The sequence below is a fragment of the Caballeronia glebae genome, from assembly GCF_001545035.1.
Taxonomy (GTDB): domain Bacteria; phylum Pseudomonadota; class Gammaproteobacteria; order Burkholderiales; family Burkholderiaceae; genus Caballeronia; species Caballeronia glebae.
Map to the genome: position 1 here is coordinate 98,314 of NZ_FCOJ02000007.1, position 20,833 is coordinate 119,146.

Annotated in this window: 17 protein-coding genes, 1 pseudogene and 1 riboswitch; of the genes and pseudogenes, 1 reads left to right on the plus strand and 17 read right to left on the minus strand. The window is 62.9% G+C overall.

The annotated features are described in order from the left end of the window. Positions 1-52: 52 nt before the first annotated feature. Positions 53-190: pseudogene (locus AWB82_RS38215) on the minus strand (amidohydrolase); the annotation flags it as partial. Positions 191-210: 20 nt separating this feature from the next. On the opposite strand from AWB82_RS38215, the gene AWB82_RS06960 reads away from it, so the two are divergent. Continuing rightward, entirely contained in the window at positions 211-510 is a 300-nt protein-coding gene (locus tag AWB82_RS06960) for a hypothetical protein (RefSeq protein ID WP_200818059.1), read from the plus strand. Positions 511-546: 36 nt separating this feature from the next. Here the strand turns inward: AWB82_RS06960 and AWB82_RS06965 are convergent, their stop codons facing one another. The 16 genes from AWB82_RS06965 to AWB82_RS07040 form a co-directional block, all read right to left on the minus strand. Continuing rightward, on the minus strand, positions 547-1,758 hold the full coding sequence (locus AWB82_RS06965; protein WP_086966418.1) for a DUF2252 family protein: 1,212 nt from the start codon (positions 1,756-1,758) through the stop codon (positions 547-549). 85 nt (positions 1,759-1,843) lie between these two features. Further along, positions 1,844-3,655, minus strand: a complete 1,812-nt coding sequence (gene atzF, locus AWB82_RS06970; protein ID WP_086966419.1) for an allophanate hydrolase — start codon at positions 3,653-3,655, stop codon at positions 1,844-1,846. A gap of 17 nt (positions 3,656-3,672) precedes the next feature. Next, positions 3,673-7,272, minus strand: a complete 3,600-nt coding sequence (gene uca, locus AWB82_RS06975) for an urea carboxylase (protein ID WP_086966420.1) — start codon at positions 7,270-7,272, stop codon at positions 3,673-3,675. Between the two features lie 168 nt (positions 7,273-7,440). Then, complete coding sequence (locus AWB82_RS06980) at positions 7,441-8,085, minus strand: urea amidolyase associated protein UAAP2 (protein WP_086966421.1); 645 nt, start codon at positions 8,083-8,085, stop codon at positions 7,441-7,443. A gap of 14 nt (positions 8,086-8,099) precedes the next feature. Next, entirely contained in the window at positions 8,100-8,804 is a 705-nt protein-coding gene (locus AWB82_RS06985) for an urea amidolyase associated protein UAAP1 (protein ID WP_086966422.1), read from the minus strand. Positions 8,805-8,818: 14 nt separating this feature from the next. Next, a complete protein-coding gene (locus tag AWB82_RS06990) occupies positions 8,819-9,610 on the minus strand; it encodes an ABC transporter ATP-binding protein (RefSeq protein ID WP_086966423.1) in 792 nt (263 codons plus the stop codon). Next, positions 9,607-10,422 carry an ABC transporter permease gene (locus tag AWB82_RS06995; protein WP_086966424.1) on the minus strand — a complete coding sequence of 272 codons (816 nt, stop codon included), beginning with the start codon at positions 10,420-10,422 and terminating at the stop codon, positions 9,607-9,609. Before AWB82_RS06995 ends, AWB82_RS06990 begins: the two co-directional genes overlap by 4 nt. Before the next feature lie 35 nt (positions 10,423-10,457). Beyond that, positions 10,458-11,528, minus strand: a complete 1,071-nt coding sequence (locus AWB82_RS07000; protein WP_086966425.1) for a putative urea ABC transporter substrate-binding protein — start codon at positions 11,526-11,528, stop codon at positions 10,458-10,460. 59 nt (positions 11,529-11,587) lie between these two features. Further along, positions 11,588-11,687: riboswitch (guanidine-I (ykkC/yxkD leader) on the minus strand. 359 nt (positions 11,688-12,046) lie between these two features. Next, positions 12,047-13,498 (minus strand): MFS transporter, encoded by a 1,452-nt coding sequence (locus tag AWB82_RS07005; protein WP_086966426.1) that lies wholly within the window; start codon positions 13,496-13,498, stop codon positions 12,047-12,049. A 173-nt stretch (positions 13,499-13,671) separates the two neighbouring features. Beyond that, the gene (locus AWB82_RS07010) at positions 13,672-14,577 is read right to left on the minus strand and encodes a shikimate dehydrogenase family protein (protein ID WP_159462564.1); all 906 of its coding nucleotides are present in this window, start codon (positions 14,575-14,577) and stop codon (positions 13,672-13,674) included. After that, positions 14,574-15,581 carry a Gfo/Idh/MocA family protein gene (locus tag AWB82_RS07015; RefSeq protein ID WP_086966428.1) on the minus strand — a complete coding sequence of 336 codons (1,008 nt, stop codon included), beginning with the start codon at positions 15,579-15,581 and terminating at the stop codon, positions 14,574-14,576. Before AWB82_RS07015 ends, AWB82_RS07010 begins: the two co-directional genes overlap by 4 nt. Positions 15,582-15,602: 21 nt before the next feature. Next, complete coding sequence (locus AWB82_RS07020; protein ID WP_086966429.1) at positions 15,603-16,535, minus strand: electron transfer flavoprotein subunit alpha/FixB family protein; 933 nt, start codon at positions 16,533-16,535, stop codon at positions 15,603-15,605. A gap of 15 nt (positions 16,536-16,550) precedes the next feature. Beyond that, entirely contained in the window at positions 16,551-17,300 is a 750-nt protein-coding gene (locus AWB82_RS07025) for an electron transfer flavoprotein subunit beta/FixA family protein (RefSeq protein WP_086966430.1), read from the minus strand. Positions 17,301-17,352: 52 nt separating this feature from the next. Further along, positions 17,353-18,312, minus strand: coding sequence for an ABC transporter permease (locus AWB82_RS07030; protein ID WP_086966431.1), 960 nt, complete (start codon positions 18,310-18,312; stop codon positions 17,353-17,355). Between the two features lie 7 nt (positions 18,313-18,319). Further along, a complete protein-coding gene (locus tag AWB82_RS07035) occupies positions 18,320-19,819 on the minus strand; it encodes a sugar ABC transporter ATP-binding protein (protein WP_086966432.1) in 1,500 nt (499 codons plus the stop codon). Between the two features lie 17 nt (positions 19,820-19,836). Continuing rightward, positions 19,837-20,820, minus strand: a complete 984-nt coding sequence (locus AWB82_RS07040; protein WP_235023204.1) for an ABC transporter permease — start codon at positions 20,818-20,820, stop codon at positions 19,837-19,839. Positions 20,821-20,833 lie beyond the last annotated feature (13 nt).

A 20,833-nucleotide genomic window follows, 5' to 3' on the forward strand; every position in this document is an offset into this window, starting at 1 on the left:
TCGTTGATCATTCGCGTCTGAGAAATCGCTCGATCAGTCGCACCCAAAAAAGCCGCACCGGTGACGAGATGCTCGTCGGCGCAGTCATATTGGGCCCGGAGCGAAACATGAACGTTCCCGCCGCCACGCCGGGGTGATTGTGAAGGCCGAATATGGCGTCGGAGGGAAAGCGCTCGAAAAGGCGGCCGGCTCAACGCAAATCTTGCCGGTGTGCGCGCCGAAAGCAATCTGCTCATCGAGCAATACAACGAGGCCGTGCTCAACGCAGTGCGCGATGTCGCGCGGACGGGCAGCCGCCTGCAGGAACTGGACGCGCAGACCCGGCTGCAGGAGCAACGCATCCGTTCGCTGGGGTTCGCGAGAGATCGCGTCGAGGCGTTGTATCGGCGCGGACTCAGCAGCAAGACCGTCGCGCTCGATGGACAAATGCTCAGCCAGGAAATCGGCTTGAGGAAGGCATTAGGAGGCGGTTATCGCGCCGATACGCCGGTTGAACTGACGCCTCGTTGAAGCGAAAGCCTGGCCGCCCAAGCGCTGTCGCCACACTCAAGCCCCCGTCGCGTAACGCCGGCAATGCTCAAGGTATCCCGCTTCATGGCTACTCACCAACTGGACGATGCTGTTCCAAAGCCACAGCGGCGCGTCGATGGTCTTCGATCGATTGCGACCGAGTTCGATACGCCACTCTCGCTTTGTCGCGTCGTCCATCTGGCGCGCGTGCGCCTTGCCGACCACGGCAGCGAGATACTGCGCGACGTGCATCGCGTCGTCCTTGTCCAGTTGCTCGATCTCTAGCTTCATGTCCTGCGGCAATAATTCGCGAATGACCACCCCGCGATCGAGCAGGCGTGCTGCGCGCATGCGTTCGCCAAGGTGAGGCGAGAGGTGCCGCGCACCTTCGAGAACGCGCAAGGCGTTGTCGCGCGGCATCGCCACGTCGTCGTAGCGGGGCGCTGCCGCCTTCACGCTTTCCTTGATGTCCATGAGACACAGGTCGTCGCCCTCGACCACGCCACCATCGACGTCGAGCAGGACGGCATAGCGCAGACGGCCAAGCGAGCTGCATCCCTTTACCCAATATGCCGCGTCCAGCACGACGACTTCACCCGCATCGTCGCGGTTCTTCAGGCTCGTCGGCAGGCTCGCGATGTCCTCATCGCCAAAGAGCGCCTCGATCGATTTTCGCTCGTCGCGGGCAAGGGGCCAGAAGCGTCTGCCCAAGGGAATCGTCGGATGCAAGTCCTCGATGCGCTCGCGCGCGAGTTGCTGCCACGATCGACGCAAGGCCTCCTTCATCGTCAGGTGAACGGGTTCAGGACGTTCGATCTCGACGCTCGTATCCGAAAACGCGGATTCATATCCGGACGCCAGCGCCTCGATCATTCGCACGACGTTCAGCCCCGACAATGAAGACCCGCGTGCAGCGGTCGCGAGTGACAATCCCAGGCGGACGACGTCATGCACGGGGTTGCCGATCACCGTCTGATCAAGGTCGCGAATCTGTATTTCCACGTCCCCTTTCGCATTGGCTATCGGTCCGAGATTGCCCGTATGGCAGTCGCCGCAAATCCAGATCGCGGGGCCGCGCGGTAGCGAATCGCCGTTTGCCTCAACCACCCATTCATAGAAACGTTCTGTGTTGCCTCTGACATAAGCGTGCGGCGAGCGCGCCATCTTGCAGCGGCGCAGTTCGGTCAGAATCGCCTGCCGGTCATCGGGCGCAGGCATCTTCTGTTTTGCTTTGCTGTTCTTGCTCATAGGCGTCCGCGGTAGGTTGTCGGCAACATGAGCAGAAGCTGTGCCGCTGTCTTGCGAACGCCTTACGCCATCGATCTGTCGATCGTTACGACGAGCGGCGAAGCCATGCGCGCCATCCGCCGAACTCCGAAATTTCTTCACCCGACTGCACACCGTAAGGCTCGCAGAGGAAGCCCGTCGCCCACGCGCCGTCCGACAGTTCCACTTTTCCCAGCGCAAGCGGCGACGCAACGGTCGCGGCGAACGAACCGAACTCGGCGCTCGGCATGTCCCAGACTTCGACCGCGATGCCCACGCCGCCTTCCTCGACGCGCCACATGCCCGGACGCCGCACGCCGTCCGTCGACGGCCGCAACGCGCACAGCCGATACGACGGCGCGGTGTGCGTCGCGTGCACGAGCCGCGCGCCGCGCGAGCTCAGATCGCGATTCAAAGGCAAGCCCTGCATATGCGCGCCGCACACGACCACGCGCATGCGGTCGTTGCTCGCCGCGCTTCGCTCCATCGCGACGAGCGCGTTGTTGCCGACGCAATCCACGCCGCTCGCACGCTGAAGCAGATCGGCGACGCCGAGCAGATATTGATCCGTGAACGCGCGACCGAACACCGTCACGCCCCACGGAAGGCCGTTCTTCATGATCGCGGTGGGCGCGGCGACGGCGGCATAGTCGAGCAGATTCATGAAGTTCGTGTAATAGCCGAGCAATGAATTCGGCCCGATCGGATCGCGTTCGAGTTCGGCGAGCGTGACCGGGCGCGGATACGTCGGCGTGAGCACGAAGTCGAGCGAATCGAGCACGGCGTCGCAGGTCGCTTTCAGCGCCTGCAGGCGATACTGCGCCCGAAAAAGTTCGACGGCGGTCGCGCCCGGCGCCTTCGCCAGCACATCGCGGATGACGGGCAACACCGCATCCGGCGTCGTGCCGATCAGATCGCCCACGACGCTATAGCGCTCCGCGACCCACGGACCTTGATAGAGCAATTGCGCGGCTTCGACGAACGGCGCGAAATCGATCTCCACGGCGGCTCCCCCCGCTGCTTCGAGCATCGTGCGGGCCTCGGCGAACAACGCAGGCCCTTCGCTACATCCCGCGAATTCCAGTTGCGACGGCACGCCGAAGCGGAACGCGGCGGGCGTGCCGAACGCGCGCGCCGTGTTCCATTGCGGATTGCCGCGGCTGTAGGCATCGCGCGGATCGGCCTTCGCGGTCAGCGCGAGCAGCGTGCTCGCTTCTTCCGCCGTCGCGGTGAAGAACGTCACGCAATCGAGCGTGCGGCAGGCCGGCACGACGCCCGCCGTCGACAGCAGGCCTTTGGTCGGTTTGAGTCCGACGAGGTTGTTCAGCCCGGCGGGCACGCGCCCCGATCCGGCTGTATCCGTGCCAAGCGAAAAACTGGCGACGCCGAGCGCCACGGCCAGCGACGAGCCCGCGCTCGATCCGCCGGACGGATAGTCGGGATGCACGCTGTTGCGGCATTTTCCAAAGGGCGAGCGTGTGCCGTTGAGACCCGTCGCGAACTGATCGAGGTTGGTCTTGCCGAGCGGTATCGCGCCGAGTTCGATGAGTTGCGCGACGAGCGTCGCCGACTCGGAAGGCGTATAGGCGAACGCGGGGCACGCGGCGGTCGTCGGTATGCCGGCGAGGTCGATGTTGTCCTTGATCGCGAACGGAATGCCGTACAGCGGCAGGCTTGCGATATCGCGCTGTTCGAGCCGTTCGAGCCGGTCGAGATAGGGCGCGAGTTCTTCTTCGCTCAGCAAATGAATGAAGAGGTTGAACTCGGAATTCAGCGCGGCAGCCTTCTCGCGCAGTTCCGCGATGAGCGCGCGCGGCGTGAGCGTTCCCGCCGAATAAGCTGCGTTGAGCGTCGACAGACGCAGATCGAATGACAGCATGTCCAGGTCCAGTAAGTTCAGTGATGTTCGATGACCGCGACGCGCTGTCCCGCGCGCACCGGCGAACCCGGCGCCACGTGGATCGCGCCGACCGTGCCGGCGCACGGCGCGCAGACCGAGATTTCCATCTTCATCGACTCGATGACGAGCAGCACATCGCCTGCCGCAACCACGTCGCCCGTCGCGACTTTCACCTGCCACAGACTGCCGGCGATCTCGCTGTCCACGGCCGTCTCGCCGTCGGCCAGCGGCGCCAGTCCGGCTTCCTCGGCGGCGGGCGCTTCGAGCGCGTCCTCGGATGCGCCCGATTCGCGCCAGCGCTCGCGTTCCGCCTGAAACGCCGCGCGCTGATGCGTGCGAAACGCATCGATGCTGACGGCTTCCCTGTCGAGAAATGCCTGATAGTCCGACAGCGACAATTCGGCCTCGTCGATACGCAACGGATAACGTCCCAGCGGAAAGTCCGCACGAATGCGCAGCAGCTCGTGCGACGATACCTCGTAGAAACGGATCTGATCGAAGAAGCGCAGCAAGTGGTGCTGTCCCGCGAAGTCCGCGGTCTGACGATAGCGGTTCCACATCTGCAAGGTGCGTCCGACGAACTGATAGCCGCCAGGACCCTCCATGCCATACACACACAGATACGCGCCGCCGATGCCCACCGAATTTTCCGCGGTCCACGTGCGCGCCGGGTTGTACTTCGTCGTCACCAGCCGGTGACGCGGATCGAGCGGCGTCGCGACGGGCGCGCCCAGATACACATCGCCGAGACCCATCACGAGATAGCTCGCTTCGAAGACGATCTGCCTGACCGCCTCGATCGAACCGAGTTCGTTGATGCGCCGGATGAATTCCAGATTGCTCGGACACCACGGCGCGTCCTTGCGCACGGTGGTCATGTACTTGTCGATCGCGAGCTGACATGCAGGGTCGTCCCACGACAGCGGCAGATGCACCACGCGCGACGGCACGCGCAAATCCCGTTGCAGCAGAACGTCCTTCCATGTCCGCGCGACGATATCGAGCAGTCGCGCGAGCGGCAGATCGTCGGGCCGGTAATGCACCTGCAGCGAGCGAATGCCGGGCGTCAGATCGATCACGCCGGGCAGCGCCTGCGCTTCGAGCGACTGCATCAGCGCGTGGCCGCGAAAGCGCGCGACGAGATCGAGTTCGGCCGGTCCGATTTCGAGCAGCAGATGCGTATCGCCCGACAGACGCGCGACGAGCCGTTCACCTTGCGCGCCGATGTCGAGCACCACGGGCGATGTCAGCGGCTTCGTTCTTTCAGGCGTCGCGCATGGCTTGATATCGAGGCTTTCCAGTTCGCGCCGGCGTCGATGCATGGCCGCACGCGCCGCATCGATTTCGACGGGCACGAAGCGAACCTTGTCACCCGCCTTGAGCTGGCCGATCTGCCAGAGGTCCGCTTCGATGATCGTCACCGGACACACGAATCCGCCGAGGCTCGGTCCGTCGGGCCCGAGTATCACGGGCATGTCTCCGGTGAAGTCGATCGCGCCCACCGCGTAAGGATTGTCGTGAATGTTCGACGGATGCAGTCCCGCTTCGCCGCCGTCCTCGCGCGCCCATCCCGGCTTGGGACCGATGAGACGCACGCCGGTTCGGCTGGAATTGAAGTGGATCTCCCATTCCGTGTCGAGGAAGCGCTCGATATACGCCGGGCTGAAATATTCCGGCGCGCCATGCGGACCATAGATCACGCGGATGGTGCGACCGCTGTCGAGCGGCGGCACGTTCACGAGCGACGCGCCGGCCTGTGCATCGTCGAGCGGATGGAGATGCAGCACGTCGCCGGCGCGCAGCGCGCGTCCGCCATGTCCGCCGAACTGGCCGAGCGTGAACGTGCTGCGGCTGCCGAGATACAGCGCGACATCGAAGCCGCCGCGCACGCACAGATAGGCGCGCGCGCCTGCGCCGCGAATCGTGCCGAGCGCGAGCGTCGAGCCGGCGCTCAAGTGAATGCTCGTGTTTATCGGCTGCGCGCGGCCGTCGAGAAACACGGGAATGTCCGCGCCCGTGACGGCGACGACGGCATCCGTGTTGAAGCGCAGTGTCGGGCCGCTCATCGTCACTTCGAGCGCGGCGGCGTCGGCGGCATTGCCGAGCAGACGGTTGCCGAGTTGCATCGCGCGGTCGTCCATCGGACCCGATGGCGGAATGCCGACGGCCCAGTAACCGAGCCGCCCCGGAAAATCCTGCACGGTCGTCTGCGTGCCGCCGCTGACGACTTCGATCGTGCTGGCGCGATAGACGAGCCCTTCGAGACAGCGCGTCCACGGTTCGCCGGTTGCGAACGGCGCGTCGCCGAGAATCTGCTGCAGATAAGCGCGATTCGTTTCGACGCCGTAGATGCGCGTGCGCCCGAGCGCTTCGTCGAGCGCATGCCGCGCTTCATCGCGCGTCGGCGACCACGCGATAAGCTTCGCGAGCATCGGATCGAAGTAAGGCGGCACTTCGCAACCCGCTTCGATCCACGTGTCGATGCGCAACGCGCGGCCATCCGTCTGCGGGAACGCGACATCGGTCAGCAGACCAGGACTCGGCTTGAAGTCGCGCCCGGGATCTTCCGCATAGAGGCGCGCCTGAATCGCGTGGCCGCGCGGCGTCAGCTTCGCGAAGAGTTCGTCGAGCGGCGCGAGCGTGCCCGCCGCGAGTTCGATCATCCAGCGAACGAGATCGACGCCCCATACCTGTTCCGTCACGCCGTGCTCGACCTGAAGACGCGTGTTCACTTCGAGAAAATAGAACTGGCGGGCGGCACTGTCGTACACGAATTCGACGGTGCCGGCGGAACGGTAATCGACCGCCTTCGCAAGCTTCACCGCCGCATCGCACAGCGCCTGCGCGATGCCTTCGGGCAGGCAAGGCGCGGGCGTTTCCTCCAGCACTTTCTGATTGCGACGCTGCACCGAACAATCGCGCACGCCGAGCGCGATCGCGTTGCCGCGGCCATCGCCGAACACCTGCACTTCGAGGTGTCGCGCGCGTTCGATGTACTTCTCCAGAAACACGCCCGCATCGCTGAAGTTGTTTTCGCCGAGGCGCTTGACGGCATCGAAATGCGCGCTCAGTTCATCGATGTTCCAGCACACGCGCATGCCGATGCCGCCGCCGCCTGCCGTGCTCTTCAGCATCACGGGATAGCCGATCGACTGCGCGGCGTCGAGCGCCGCCGCGACGTCCGCGAGCAGGCCGGTGCCTTCGAGCATCGGCACGCCTTCTCGCGCCGCGATTTCCCGCGCCGTATGCTTGAGGCCGAATGCGCGCAACTGCGCGGGCGTCGGCCCGATGAACGCGATGCCCGCAGCTTCGCATGCATCGCCGAACGACGCGTTCTCCGACAGAAAGCCGTAGCCGGGATGAATCGCCTGCACGCCCTCGCGCCGCGCGATGTCGAGGATCTTCGCGGCGTCGAGATAGGTCGTGGCGGCGGGACCGTCGCCCAGTTCATGCGCGATGGGCGCTTCGCTCACGTGACGGCTCGCCCGGTCGGCTTCCGCGAAAACCGCGACCCCGGTTACGTCGAGTTCGCGCAGCGTTCTGAGAATGCGGCACGCGATTGCGCCGCGATTGGCAATCAGGATCTTCTCGAACATGGAAAGGGTCTTTTCGGAGGCGGGCCGTCCCGCCGTGAGAATGGCGGCCACGGTCGTCCGCGGCCGCATCGCGTCAGCGATAGGTCCGAGTCAGTTGTTCGCGCGTGAGCGTGCAGCATCGTCCCGCGCGGACCAGGAAGAGAAAGTAGATCCAGTGGCGCATGCGCTTCAGTTCCATATCAGCAACTCCGCGGGCGTCGGGTTATAGGCATTGCACGGATTGTTCAATTGCGGGCAGTTCGAAATCAGCACGATGACGTCCATTTCCGCGCGCATTTCGACGTACTTTCCGGGCGCGGAAATGCCGTCTTCGAAGGTGAGGCCGCCCTCGGCCGTTACCGGCACGTTCATGAAGAAGTTGACGTTCGCGCCGATGTCTTTCTTCGAGAGTCGTCCGTCGTGCAGACATGCCCGCAGGAAGTTGTCGCGACAGCTATGCATGTAGCGCTTCTCCAGCGCATAGCGCACCGTGTTGCTCTCCTGCGCGCACGCGCCGCCGAGCGTGTCGTGACGTCCGCATGTATCGGCGACGATGGTCAGCATCGGATTGCCGAGGTTCGAATACAGCACGGAACCCGTCGTGAGATAAAGGCTTTTTTGATGCCGCAGCGTGCGCTGCGGGTCGAAGCGTTCGCGTGTATCGGCGACGCTGTAGAACAGCGTATCGACAGCCTGATTACCTTCCAGATCGACGATACGCAGCGTCTGCCCGGCCTTCAACTCGTGAAGCCAGGGCTCGCCCGCGCCGAGCGTCTCGCGATACACCGCGCTTGCAGGATGTTTATCGCTGACGGTAAGTGTCGTTATGTTCATGGCGCGATGTCCGCTTAAAGAAAAAATCGTTCGGTGTTGATGAAGCCGCGCACGTTCTCCTCGCATGCGGTGCGGCAGATTTCGGCTATTTCGGGCCGCGCTTCGCTGAGTTCGAGCTTCACAGGCCTCGGCGCATATTCCGGATTCGGGTCGAGCGGATGCTGAATAGCGGTGAGCACGAATAGCGTGTTCATCGGCGCATAAAGATCGATGTAATCGCCCGCGCCGGAATTGCCCGCGACGAAGCTAAGCGCGCCTTCATTCGTGACATCGACACGGCTGAAGAGATTGAGCGTCATCATCAGGTCCGAGATGCCGAGACCCCATTTGCCCATCTCGACGAGCAGGTTGTCCGCGCCGTTGCGATAAAAGCCATTGCGCAGTTCCTGGTAACGTCCCGCGCCATAGCGTTCGAGAACTTCCCGCGCGTTCGATACGCCGCCGATGCTGTCATGCCAGCCGCACGTGTCCGCGATGATCGCGGCGAGCACGCGTCCCATGTCGGAGTAGAGGCAGTGGCCGACGGTGAGCTTCGCCGTGTGCTGGCACTTGAGCGAATCCGGCAGATTGAGCCTTTCGCTTTTCTCGCTCGCGTTGACCATCATCACGCTGACGTTCGCGCCGCCGCGCAGGTCCGTCACGCGCAGCGACTGTCCGCGTTTGACGATGAGCGAGGTATGACCGCCTCCGGGCACGGATTCTTCGAGCAGTATTGTCATGAGTGAATGTTCCTTCAGTCGGAGACCAGTTCGATGGCCGATGCGCCTTGCACGGCCGCCCGCGCCAGATGAACGGCGGAGACGGAATCGCGGCTGCGATCGAGCGGAATGTTGTAGGTGATGCGCGCGCCGTATGCACCGGGCGCTTGAGGATCGACGCGCACTTTGTCGAACACGAGCACGCGGCTTCCGAGCGTGAAGCCCTCCTTCAGGTCGTGCGTGACCATGAAGATCGTGAGCTTCGACTCGCGCCATAACTCCGAGAGCAGCACGTGCATGTCGCGGCGGATGCCGGGATCGAGCGCGCCGAAAGGTTCGTCGAGCAGCAGAACGCGCGGCTTCATCATCAATGCCTGCGCGATGGCGAGCCGTTGCTGCATGCCGCCCGAGAGTTGTTGCGGATACTTGTTCAACGCTGCGCCGAGGCCGACGCGTTCGAGCATCGCGACGGCTTCGTCGCGGGCGTTACGCCGCTGTGCGCCGAAGAGACGGCCCGTGAATCGCGCGCGCGGCAGTTCGAGGCCGAGCATCACGTTGCGTAGCACGCTCAGATGGTCGAACACGGAATAGCGCTGAAACACGACGCCGCGATGCGCGTCCGGTTCGCCGGGCAGCGGCTCGCCGTCGAGCAGAATCTCGCCGCGCGTCACGCGTTCCTGACCCAGCAGCAGGCGCAGAAACGTCGACTTGCCGCAGCCCGATGCGCCGACCATCGAACAGAACTCGCCTTCTTTTACGGTGAGATTCAAGCGTTCGAGCACGACCTGATCGCCATATTCCTTCCAGACATTGCGGACTTCGATCATCGCGCGCCTCCGCCGTACCAGGGGAAGCACCACAGCGTGATGCGCCGGAGCAGTTCGTCGGTAAGCCACGCCAGCAGAGTTATCCACGCGACGTACGGAAGAATCAGGTCCATCGAGAGATAACGGCGCACGAGGAAGATGCGGTAGCCGAGACCATCGGTGGAGGCGATCGCTTCGGCCGCGATGAGGAACAGCCACGCGGCGCCGAGTGACAGACGCATCGCTACGAGCAGACGCGGCAGAAGCTGCGGCAGAACCAGACGCAGAATCAGCGTCCAGCTCGTCGCGCCGAGCGTTTGCGCCTTGACCCACAACTCGGCGGGAATCTCGCTGGCGCGCGCATGCAGATCGCGGATGATCATCGGCGTGATGCCGATGACGATGAGCACGACCTTCGACAACTCGTCGAGCCCGAACACGATGAAGAGAATCGGCAGCACCGCGAGCGGCGGCACCATCGAAATCACCGTGATGAAGGGCGAAAGCGTCGCGCTGACGAGCGGAAGCGAACCGGTCGCGATGGCCGCCACCAGCGCGATCGCCGCGCTCACGACGAGCCCGATGCCCAGCCGCCGTAAACTCGAAAGCGTGTCGGCCCACAACAGATACTCGCCGGTGCGCCTGTCTTCGGTGAAGGCGACGGACTTCACCGCATCGCTCATTTGCGTCGCGCTGGGAAGTAGCTTGTCGTCGGGATTGACGGCGAGCCGCATCGACGATCCGGTGAAATAGACCGCGCACAGCACGACGAACGGCAGCAGGAGCAGCATGAGGCCGCCGATCCGGCTCGGATGTCGATTGATGAGTCGCATGGTGACCGCCTGGTTTCGAGGCCTGAAAATTCGGCTCAGAGCTTGCCCGCCGCCGCCATCGCGACGTAGGTCGGATCGAAGCGCAGCTTCACGTTGTTCTTGCTGCCGATCACGACGCCGTTGCCGAACGCCATGCCGATTGCGTCCGCGCTTTTCGCGTCCTGTCCGAGCAGACCGTGATCGAAGGAGAACTTCGCGACGCGCGTCATGATCTTCGGCATGTCGGGGCTGGTGACGAAATCGAGCGCGGCTTTGGGCGTATAGAAGAGCGCGGTCGTCGACAACTGGCCCTTGAAGTTGGCGAGATCGGTGCCGGACGCCTTGGCCATCGCGGTCAATGCCGTGGTCGTGTCGGGCGAGTCGCCGTGCATCAGCGCGACCATCTCGAACCATGCGCCGGTCAGTGCCTTGCCGAGCGCCGGATTCTCCTGCAGGGTCTTCGTGTTGACGACCATCATGTCCATGATCTCGCCGGGGATCTTGCTCGAATCGAAGACTTCGGTGACGTTCGGTTGCGCCTTGAGGTCGGCGAGCATCGGGTTCCACGTGACGGCGTTATGCACGGCAGGCGCGGCGAATGCGCCGGAGATATCGGCGTCCGACGTATTCACGACTTTCAGGTCGCGCTCGCTCATATGCGCGCTGTCGAGCGCGCGCGCGAGTAGATAGTGCGAGACGGAGAACTGCACGAGGTTGATCTGCTGGCCCTTCAGATCGGCGATCTGCTTGCCCTTGCCCTTCATCAGCACGCCGTCGTTGCCGTTCGAATAATCGCTCACGATGAGCGCCGTCGAATCCACGCCGCCCGAGGCGGGAATGGTGAGCGCGTCCATGTTGGTCATCGCGCAGCCGTCGAACTTGCCGGCCGTGTACTGATTGATGGACTCGACGTAATCGTTCAGTTGCACGACATCGACATTGATGCCGTACTTCTTCGCCCACTTGGAGACGATGCCTTGAGTCTTGGCCTGACCCCACGGCATCCAGCCCGCGTAGATGGTCCAGCAGACCTTGAAGTCGGTGCGGCCCGCGGCGATGGCGGACTGGGAGGCAAGTGCGGCGAGGGAGAGAGCGGCGATGCCAAGACAGCGAGCAAACTTGCGCATGAGGTTGACCTCGGAAGGGGCGGTTATCGACGGCAGGGAGCAGCGCGACACATCGCGTTCTCTCCCGGGCTTTTATCCCGCCGTGTAACCTCGCCTGAGGTCGACAGCTCTCGGACCAGCGTCTGCGCGATGCAGACCGGAACCCTAGCCGTCCATTTTCCAGATTGTCTCGAACCGGATGATGCGCCGGCTCCTTGCCCGTCTCCTTAAGCGGGAAATGTGCCAGGGGGTTATCGAGGCTTTGGGCCTTATGATGCGCGCTTTTGCGCCCTTCGGCGGGGATGTTGCGCACTCGAAGGTGTCATGGGTGCACCGATTTCGGGCATGTATCGCGTGCGCGCTGCTTATCGCTGCAACCGTTAACCTTGTGCCTTCGCTTGAGTCCGTGCATGGATGGATCGAAGCATCAGGTCGTGCAATTCGGGCACTGCCGTCAGCGCCACCAGCCCGTATTCGGCTAGATGGCGCAGGCGCTCAGCTCACGCCAGGGCGGCCGAAGGTAAGCCGCCCATGTTGCTTCAATCTCTTGCTGAGTTTGAATTTCCGACCGGCACTATTGATCGCTCCGCTTTGGCCAGTCTCGCACCGGCCAGCGTCTGCGCTCTTATCCGCCGGTATTCCCGCTGATCGACCGGCACGGCGCCCGGCTTGCCCAGATCGTTCAGGTGGATGCGGTAGGTTTCCCGTGCAGTTAGCGCCGCAACCGCCGCGATGATCGTCGCCACGAGCGTGATGGCCCCGACTGTGAGCGGAACGTTGGCCGACCCTCCCGGGGGCGCCACGGCGACAAACAGCGCAGGCAGCAGCGCCGCGATGGTGATTCCGATGTTATGCCCGATCGCTACCCCCGTGACTCGATTGCGAGTGCGGAACAACTCGGGATAAAAGCTCGGGAAGATAGCATTGAAGCCCTGGTAGGCAACGCCCCACATCAACAACGCCATGACGATCGCCAAAGGCGTGCTATGGATGCTGATGGAATAGAGATAGCCGAATGAAAGCAGACCGGAGGCGAGTGCACCGACGACCGCCGGGAGTCTACGGCCGATTCTGTCCGACAGATTGCCGACATAGGGAATCAGGAACACCGCCAGGATGTTGCCGAGCACCGGAATCCACAGATAGACGTCCGCATGGAAGCCGATGCCGTAGGCCGGCTGCACCGCATACGCCGCACCGAAGATTGTCGCCACCACGGGAATGACGGTCGTCAACGACATGCAGGCAACGCGCAAAATATCGGCCCAACTGTCGGTGAAGGCATGGACGATCGGCGACCTGGCAATCTCGCCCTGCTCATCTTCTTCGACAAAGGCCGGAGTTTCATCGACATCGCGTCGAATGAAGTAGCCCGCGACGATGATAAAAACACTCAGGATGAAGGGTATGCGCCAGCCCCAGGAAGTGAACGCGTCCGTCGGTATGTAGTGCGCGAGCGGCAAGAATACCGCCGCAGCCAGAAGCTGGCCCGCCTGCACGCCCTGCAGCGTGAAGCTCGCGAAAAAGCCACGCCGGCCGAACGGGGCGTGTTCGAGAACCATCGAGCTTGCACCCGCGATTTCTCCGGCCACCGCGAAGCCCTGAATCAGGCGCATGGCGACCAATCCGATCGGCGCCCAAAGGCCCACCTGCTCGTAAGTGGGCAGCAAGCCGACGGCCATGGTCGAAAAGCCCATCATGAACATGCAAAGAATCAGCACGTACTTGCGGCCGTGGGTGTCGCCCAAATGGCCCAGCACGAGCGCGCCGATAGGACGCGCCACATAGCCGACACCATAGGTCGCCAGCGACGCGATGATGGCGATCTTGGGATCGCTCTTCGAAAAAAAGATCTGCGGGAAAATCAACGATGCCGCCGTGGCGTAGATGAAGAAGTCGTAGTACTCCAGCATCGAGCCGATCCAGCCACTCGCGGCGGCTTTCTTCGACTGATGCCTGCCTTTCGGCTCGTTAGTCTTTGGGTTGGCCATGCGTGTCTCCGAGATGATAGGCGCGCTTTGCCATACCATCGCCAGCTTGCTGGGAGATGGTCAGCGTGATCGCGATGTGACGTTAGTAGTGCGTATGGCTGATGCGATGGCGATCGTGTTCAGGTATTGAGATCGCCTTTGTAACGCACCGGATAGTTACATAATAGCGTTTACTATGCCTCGCTACGCGACCGATCAAAAGAGGGTTTTCCCGAGATCTCGCTACTTCCCGCTGACTCGCGCCCTTCGCTTCCTGGCGGGATCGCGTACTCAGGCGACGACGGAAAGACGCCCAGAAACGACGCCATCGCTTCAACCGCGTTTTCGAGCAAGTGATGCCCAGGATGCGAGGTCAGATTGCGCACTTTCGCGTCAGCCAAAAGGCGCGTTTCTGCTGGCTTCATGATCAGATCCGCGACGACGGCGCGTGGACCCGCGTTGGAAAGATCGATCGGCACGGGGTCGTCGGCGCGCATTCCGCAAGGCGTTGCATTGACGACAAGATCATGCGTCGCCTGAGCGCACGCCTCGCTCTCGCGGATGACCGTTCCGCTCTCACGCGCCCGCAACGCCCCGACGAGCCGCTGCAACGACGCCGTATCTTTATCGAAGAGATCGAGCGACGCGATGCCTGCATCGATCAATGCATGTGCCACCGCCACGCCCGCTCCGCCCGTACCGACAATGAGTGCGGATTTTCCGCGCACGACATGCTGGCGGCCTTGCAAACCCTTGATGAAGCCCGTGCCATCGAACATGGCGCCTGTCCACGATCCATCGGCTTCGCGGCGCAGACAATTGACCGCGCCCGTTTGCTGCGCGGCTTCCGATAATTGCGTGGCGTAAGCGCTCGCCTGCAACTTGTGCGGCACCGTCACGATCACGCCGGCGAGGTTGGCTACGCCGCGCAGTCCCTCAAGGACACGCCCGAGGTTCGCAGACGGAACAAGAAACGGCACGAGTACCGCATTCACTCCGTGCCGGTTGAAAAGCGCGTTGAAAAGTTGCGGAGACTTTGCCTGCGCGATGGGATCGCCCAGAATGGCGACGACTCGTGTTTCTCCGTCTATGTGCGTCACGGGCATTGTCCTTTGCGGTTAGTGATGCGCTCGATCAGTCGCTGCACGCGCAGCGCGTCATCGCCCGTTACCAATGGAGCACGATCCTCGCGGATGGCGGCGCAAAAGTCCTTCAACAGATCACGATGGGCCGTGTGAGAGAAGTCCATCGGCTTCGCACCGAAGCCGGACGACGATGGGTCATTGAACTCATCGACACGGCCATCATGGAAGAACACGCGCAGATGTCCGCCTTCGAGCACCGCCGTCCCGTTTGCGCCAATCAGTTCAACGCGCTCAGGAAAGCCGGGGAACGCCGCCGTCGTCGCGAGTATCTGGCCGGCGGCGCCACTTTCGAATGTGAGTGCGGCGCTCGCGAAATCTTCCGCCTCCATTGAATGGAGATGGGTTGTTGCGGTTGCCGCCACGACCGATGACACCTCGCCTGCCAGCCACATCAGGATGTCGAGCGAGTGAATGGCCTGCGTCATCAACACGCCGCCACCGTCGCGCGCATACGTGCCGCGGCCGGGCTCGTCGTAGTAGGACTGCGGCCGCCACCAGCGCAAGTCGACACCCGCATAGGCGAGCGGCCCGAGTGCGCCACTTTCGGTCAACGCTGCAAGCCGCTGGACAGCCGGACGGAAGCGGTTCTGGAAGACCACCCCAAGTTTTACGCCGGCATCCCGGCAGGCCTGGACGGCACGTTCCGCGCGAACCATCGATATGTCCAGCGGCTTTTCGAGCAGCACGTGCTTGCCTGCGGCAGCGGCCCGCTGAACCAGCTCAAGATGTGTGTTGGGCGGCGTGAGCACCAGAACGGCATCGACGCTTTGATCGTTCAATACTGCGTCGAACGACTCGCTAACCGGAAAGCCGTGCGTGCTGGCAAACTGCTTCAGCCGTTCCGGTGAACGCCCGACCACGCCCACCACGTCCACTTCGTCATTCAGTTCGTTCAGGGCAAGCGCATGAGGCGTGGCCGCCAGCCCGGCCCCGACAATCGCGATTCGTGTCTTTCGCATCGGCACGTCCTTGGAGAGAGGTCAGATTATCGCGGTCAATTCTGGAACGGCCTGAAAAAGGTCCTGAGCCAGTCCGTAATCCGCGACGCTAAAAATCGGCGCTTCGGGGTCCTTGTTGATCGCGACGATGACCTTCGAGTCCTTCATCCCGGCCAGATGCTGGATCGCGCCCGAGATGCCGACTGCGAGGTACAACTGCGGCGCAACGATCTTTCCGGTTTGTCCGACCTGGTAATCGTTCGGGACGAAACCGGCATCGACTGCTGCGCGCGATGCGCCCAGCGCTGCACCAAGCTTGTCTGCCAGCGGTTCGAGTACTTTCGTGTAGTTCTCGCCGTTGCCGAGACCTCGGCCGCCCGACACGATAACTTTCGCCGATGTCAATTCCGGACGGTCCAGCTTGGTCAACTCGCGGCTGACGAATCGCGAAATGCCGGCGTCGGCAGCGGCTTCGATCCTTTCCACGGATGCGCTGCCGCCCTCTGCCGCAACGGGATCGAAACCCGTCGCGCGCACGGTGATCACCTTGATCGGATCGCTCGATTGCACGATGGCGATTGCGTTGCCCGCATAGATCGGGCGCTCGAAGGTATCGGCGGAATCCACGGCGGTGATGTCGCTGATTTGCGCGACATCCAGATGCGCCGCGATACGCGGTGCAATGTTCTTACCGTAAGCGGTAGCCGGAGCCAGGATATGCGAATAATCCTTCGCGATACTAAGTACTGTGCCTTCGACGTTCTCAGCCAGCCCTTCGGCGAGTTGCGGCGCGTCGGCCAGCAGGATTTTGGAAACGCCTCCGATCTTCGCTGCCTGGTCCGCCGCGGCTTGTGCGTTCGCTCCCGCGACCAGCAGGTGAATATCACCGCCGATCTTCGAAGCAGCGGCAACTGTGTTCAACGTGGCCGCCTTGATCGATGCGTTGTCGTGTTCTGCAATTACCAGAATCGTCATTTTCGTGCGTCTCCCTTACAGAACCTTGGCTTCGTTCTTCAGCTTGTCGACCAGCGTTTTCACGTCGGGCACCATCACGCCGGCAGAGCGCTTCGCCGGCTCGGTGACTTTCAGCGTCTTCAGGCGCGGCGTCACGTCGACACCAAGGTCAGCAGGCTTCACAGTTTCCAAAGGCTTCTTCTTCGCCTTCATGATATTGGGCAGCGTGACGTAGCGCGGCTCGTTCAGGCGCAGATCGGTGGTGATCACGGCCGGCAAAGTCAGCGCAAGGGTTTGCGCGCCACCATCGACTTCACGCGAGACCGTGGCCTTGCCATCGGCCACAACGACCTTCGATGCAAACGTCGCCTGCGGCAGACCGGACAATGCGGCAAGCATCTGACCAGTTTGATTCGAATCGTCATCGATGGCCTGCTTGCCGAGAATGACCAACTGAGGCTGCTCCTTATCCACCAGCGCCTTCAAAATCTTCGCGACCGCCAGCGGCTGCAGTTCTTCCGTCGATTCGACGAGAATCGCGCGATCCGCGCCAATCGCCAGCGCGGTGCGCAGCGTCTCCTGACACTGCGTCACGCCGCAGGACACCGCAACGACCTCGGTCGCGACACCCGCCTCGCGCAAGCGCACGGCTTCCTCAACCGCGATTTCATCGAACGGGTTCATCGACATCTTCACGTTCGCGATATCGACGCCACCGCCATCCGACTTCACGCGCACCTTGACGTTGTAGTCGACCACCCGCTTCACACTCACCAGAATCTTCATGTGCAAACCCTTCCTTCAACAATAGCCCGCGCGATACGGGCCGGATCGAAACTCACTTGATGACCAGCACCTTCGAACGATCGAAAGCTACTGTCACCGCGACGATCAGAATCAGCCCGAACACGATCTGCTGTGCGAACACGCTGATGCCGACGAACGTCATGCCCACACGCGCCACCGACACCAGAAGCGCGCCCACCAGCGTCCTGCCGATACCGCCGGCGCCGCCCGTCAACGCCGTGCCGCCGACGATCACGGCAGCGATGGCCGGAAGCAGAAACTGGTCCGCCAGCGTGGGCGAGCCGCTTCCGAGCCGCCCCGCCATCACGACCCCCGCCAGCCCCGCGAAGAACGACGACGTCCCGAACACGAGGCACTTGGTCACCGACACGCGCACGCCCGATGCAATCGCCGCCGGTTCGCCTGCACCGATCGCATCGGTTTGACGGCCGAACACCGTCGAGCGATGCAGGAACACGCAGAAGGCGAACACCGCGATGCCGAGCAGGATTTCGTGCGGCACGCCGAACGAGGAGCCGGTCGTCCAGCCAAGCGACGCGTTGCGCATCTCATCGCTGATACCGATCGAGCGGGTACCGGAAAGCGTCAACGCAGCCGCCGATGCGATCCCGCCCACCGCCAGCGTCGCGATGAAAGACGGAATCCGCAGCACCGTCTGGATCACGCCGCTCAACAGGCCGATGCCGAACGATGCCGCGAGCGCGACGACAGCCGCCATCGCGCCATAGCGCGGCAGCAACATCGCGACGATCACGCTCGACAAGGAAGCCACCGCCTGCAGCGACAGATCGATACTGCCGAGCAACACGACGAAGGTCGTGCCCGCCGCCATGATGAAAAGCGTCGAACTGTCGGCGAGCAGGCCGAGTTGCGTCGACGGAGCGAGGAAGCTCGGCTGCGCAATCTCGATCAACACGTACAGCACGATGAGAGCGAGGAAGGGCGCGTTGTCGCGCAGCTTCGCCGCGATGGATGCGTTCAGTTGTGGCATGTTGACCTCAGACCATGTGTTCGACGATTTCAACCTGCGAGGGTTTGTGGCCCACTTCGCACGGGAGAATCTTTTCGGCGCGGCCGTCGCGCATGACCATCACGCGATGACTGAGCCCCAGAATCTCTTCGAGCGTGTCGCCCGTCAGCACGACAGCGACGCCTTCCGCCGTCAGTTCGCGGATGAGCTGATAGACCTCTTCCTTCGCGCCGACATCGAGACCGCGCGTCGGGTGATCGAGCACGAGAATCCGGCTGCCTGCGAAACGCCACTTGGCGAGCACGACCTTCTGCTGATTCCCACCCGAGAGATTGCGGCACGATGCGTCGGGCCCCGGCGTCTTGATGTGCAAGCGCTGAATCCACTCGTTGGCGAACGCGCGTTCACTCGACTTGCGCACGACGCCGGCACGGCTGACCGCGCCGAGCCGAGGCAGCGTGAGGTTCTGCGCGACGCTCATTTGCGTGACGAGCCCTTCCACCTTGCGCTCACGGGGAACGTATCCGATGCCGAGAGAAACAGCGTGATTCGCCTGCGGTTTGAGACGCGTGTTACCCACCATCACTTCGCCGCGATCGAGACTTTCCAGGCCCGCAATCACGCGGCAAAGTTCCTCGCGTCCGGACCCGACCACGCCCGCCACGCCGAACACTTCGCCGCAGCGAACATCGAAGGAGACGTCGTTGAGCACGTGACCGAGCGTTGCGTTTCGCACCGACAGCGCCACTTCCGCGCGGCACGGCTTCTGCAGGTTCTCACGGTAGTACTCGCTGTGCAGCGAGCGTCCGACCATCAGCTCATGAAGCTTCGCCACCGACGCAGTGCTCGACGCCATTTCCGACACAACCTTCCCGTCCTTCATCACATACACGCGATCGCTCAACGACAGCAATTCATCGAGCCGATGCGAAACGAACACGAACGACGCACGCGACTTCAACTCACGCACGAGGCCGAACAGAATCTCGATCTCCCCGGCTTCGAGCACCGAAGTGGGCTCGTCGAGCAGGATGATCGGCGTGCCGCCGGTGCGGCCCGCGAGCGACAACGCTCTCGCGAGTTCCACCATTTGCCGCTGGCCGAACGACATGTCCTCGCACAGCGTCAGCGGATCGACGTCCAGATGCACCGTGGCAAGCTCCTTCTTCGCCGCGCGCTTGAGCTTCGTCCAGTTCACGCGCCCGAACGTGACGAACTCTTCTTCGCGCCCAAGAAACAGGTTCTCCGCGACCGTCAGGTTCGGCAGGATCGACTGCTCCTGATAAACCATCGCGATGCCCTTGGACGTCGCGTCGCGCGGACTGCGGATCACGAGCGGCTTGCCGCCGAGCTCGATCTCGCCCGTGTCCTGGCGATACGCGCCGGTCAATAGCTTCATCAGCGTGGACTTGCCCGCGCCGTTCTCGCCGATCAAGCCGACGATTTCATTCGGCCGCACTTCGATCGATACATTGTCCAGCGCGAGCACGCCCGGAAAGCGCTTGGTGACGTTCTTGAGTGAAAGCATGTCTATTCTCCTCACGCTCACTTGACGATGCGCCGGCGCGAGCGATTCAGCGCGAGCGTCACGGCGGCGATGATCAACACGCCCTGGATGCCCTGTTGCACATAGGGCGGAACACCGAGCAACACCATGCCGTTGCCGAGCACGATCACGATCAGCGTGCCGATGAGCGTGTTCATCGGGGTGCCATTGCCGCCCGCGAGCGACGTTCCGCCCACGACGATCGCGGTAATTGCAACGAAGAGCTGACCGTCGGCGATGCGCGCATGGCCCTGCCCGAATTGCGCCACGGCAAGGATGCCCGCGACGCCATAGAAAGCCCCGGCCAGCGCGAATACCGCAATGCGCACGCGCGAGACCCGCACGCCGCTCAATCGCGCCAGATCCTCGCCGCCGCCGATCGCCAGCGTGTGACGGCCGAGCAGCGTGTGCTTGTAGACGAACCACGCGACGCCGAGCATCGCCACCGCGATCCAGACGGACAGCGGCACGCCCAGATAGCGCGTGATCGAGATGGCACGCAGCGAGGCGTCGCTCACACGGATCGTGTTCCCCGACAGCCACGCCGTCCCGATCCCCGTTGCGACAAAGCCGATCGCCAGCGTCGTGATGAAGGAAGGAATGCGCAGGAACACGTGCAGCACGCCGTTGACGAGGCCCAGCAGCGCGCCAGCGGCCAAGGCCACCGCCAGCACCCAGAGGCCGAAGTGGTTGTCGTTATACGAGTTCTCGACCAGCATCGACACCGCGATCGCCGCAACCGCGACGATCCCTTCAGCCGACAAATCGATGCTTCCCAGTTGAATGACAAACGCGGCACCGAGTGCGATGGTGAGCGGAATCGCGGCACCCACCGCAATCCGCGACAGGTTCATCGGATCGAAGAAGTCGTGGTTCAGCGCGCCGATGCAAAGACCGAGCGCCACCAGGACGAGCAGCGGTGCAAAACGCCGCGCGAGTGCTTGCTTCGATACGATCGGAGTCCCGGTTGTTCTTGTGGACATGGCCTGCCGGGTG

What these genes read in the sequence shown, in the direction of transcription:
- AWB82_RS07035 (WP_086966432.1), bottom strand. Translation starts at nt 19,819, where the DNA reads ATGCTTTCACTCAAGAACGTCACCAAGCGCTTTCCGGGCGTGCTCGCG.
- AWB82_RS06965 (WP_086966418.1), bottom strand. Translation starts at nt 1,758, where the DNA reads ATGAGCAAGAACAGCAAAGCAAAACAGAAGATGCCTGCGCCCGATGAC.
- AWB82_RS06990 (WP_086966423.1), bottom strand. Translation starts at nt 9,610, where the DNA reads ATGATCGAAGTCCGCAATGTCTGGAAGGAATATGGCGATCAGGTCGTG.
- atzF (WP_086966419.1), bottom strand. Translation starts at nt 3,655, where the DNA reads ATGCTGTCATTCGATCTGCGTCTGTCGACGCTCAACGCAGCTTATTCG.
- AWB82_RS07005 (WP_086966426.1), bottom strand. Translation starts at nt 13,498, where the DNA reads ATGGCCAACCCAAAGACTAACGAGCCGAAAGGCAGGCATCAGTCGAAG.
- AWB82_RS07040 (WP_235023204.1), bottom strand. Translation starts at nt 20,820, where the DNA reads ATGTCCACAAGAACAACCGGGACTCCGATCGTATCGAAGCAAGCACTC.
- AWB82_RS07020 (WP_086966429.1), bottom strand. Translation starts at nt 16,535, where the DNA reads ATGACGATTCTGGTAATTGCAGAACACGACAACGCATCGATCAAGGCG.
- AWB82_RS07030 (WP_086966431.1), bottom strand. Translation starts at nt 18,312, where the DNA reads ATGCCACAACTGAACGCATCCATCGCGGCGAAGCTGCGCGACAACGCG.
- AWB82_RS07015 (WP_086966428.1), bottom strand. Translation starts at nt 15,581, where the DNA reads ATGCGAAAGACACGAATCGCGATTGTCGGGGCCGGGCTGGCGGCCACG.
- AWB82_RS06985 (WP_086966422.1), bottom strand. Translation starts at nt 8,804, where the DNA reads ATGACAATACTGCTCGAAGAATCCGTGCCCGGAGGCGGTCATACCTCG.
- uca (WP_086966420.1), bottom strand. Translation starts at nt 7,272, where the DNA reads ATGTTCGAGAAGATCCTGATTGCCAATCGCGGCGCAATCGCGTGCCGC.
- AWB82_RS07025 (WP_086966430.1), bottom strand. Translation starts at nt 17,300, where the DNA reads ATGAAGATTCTGGTGAGTGTGAAGCGGGTGGTCGACTACAACGTCAAG.
- AWB82_RS06980 (WP_086966421.1), bottom strand. Translation starts at nt 8,085, where the DNA reads ATGAACATAACGACACTTACCGTCAGCGATAAACATCCTGCAAGCGCG.
- AWB82_RS07000 (WP_086966425.1), bottom strand. Translation starts at nt 11,528, where the DNA reads ATGCGCAAGTTTGCTCGCTGTCTTGGCATCGCCGCTCTCTCCCTCGCC.
- AWB82_RS06995 (WP_086966424.1), bottom strand. Translation starts at nt 10,422, where the DNA reads ATGCGACTCATCAATCGACATCCGAGCCGGATCGGCGGCCTCATGCTG.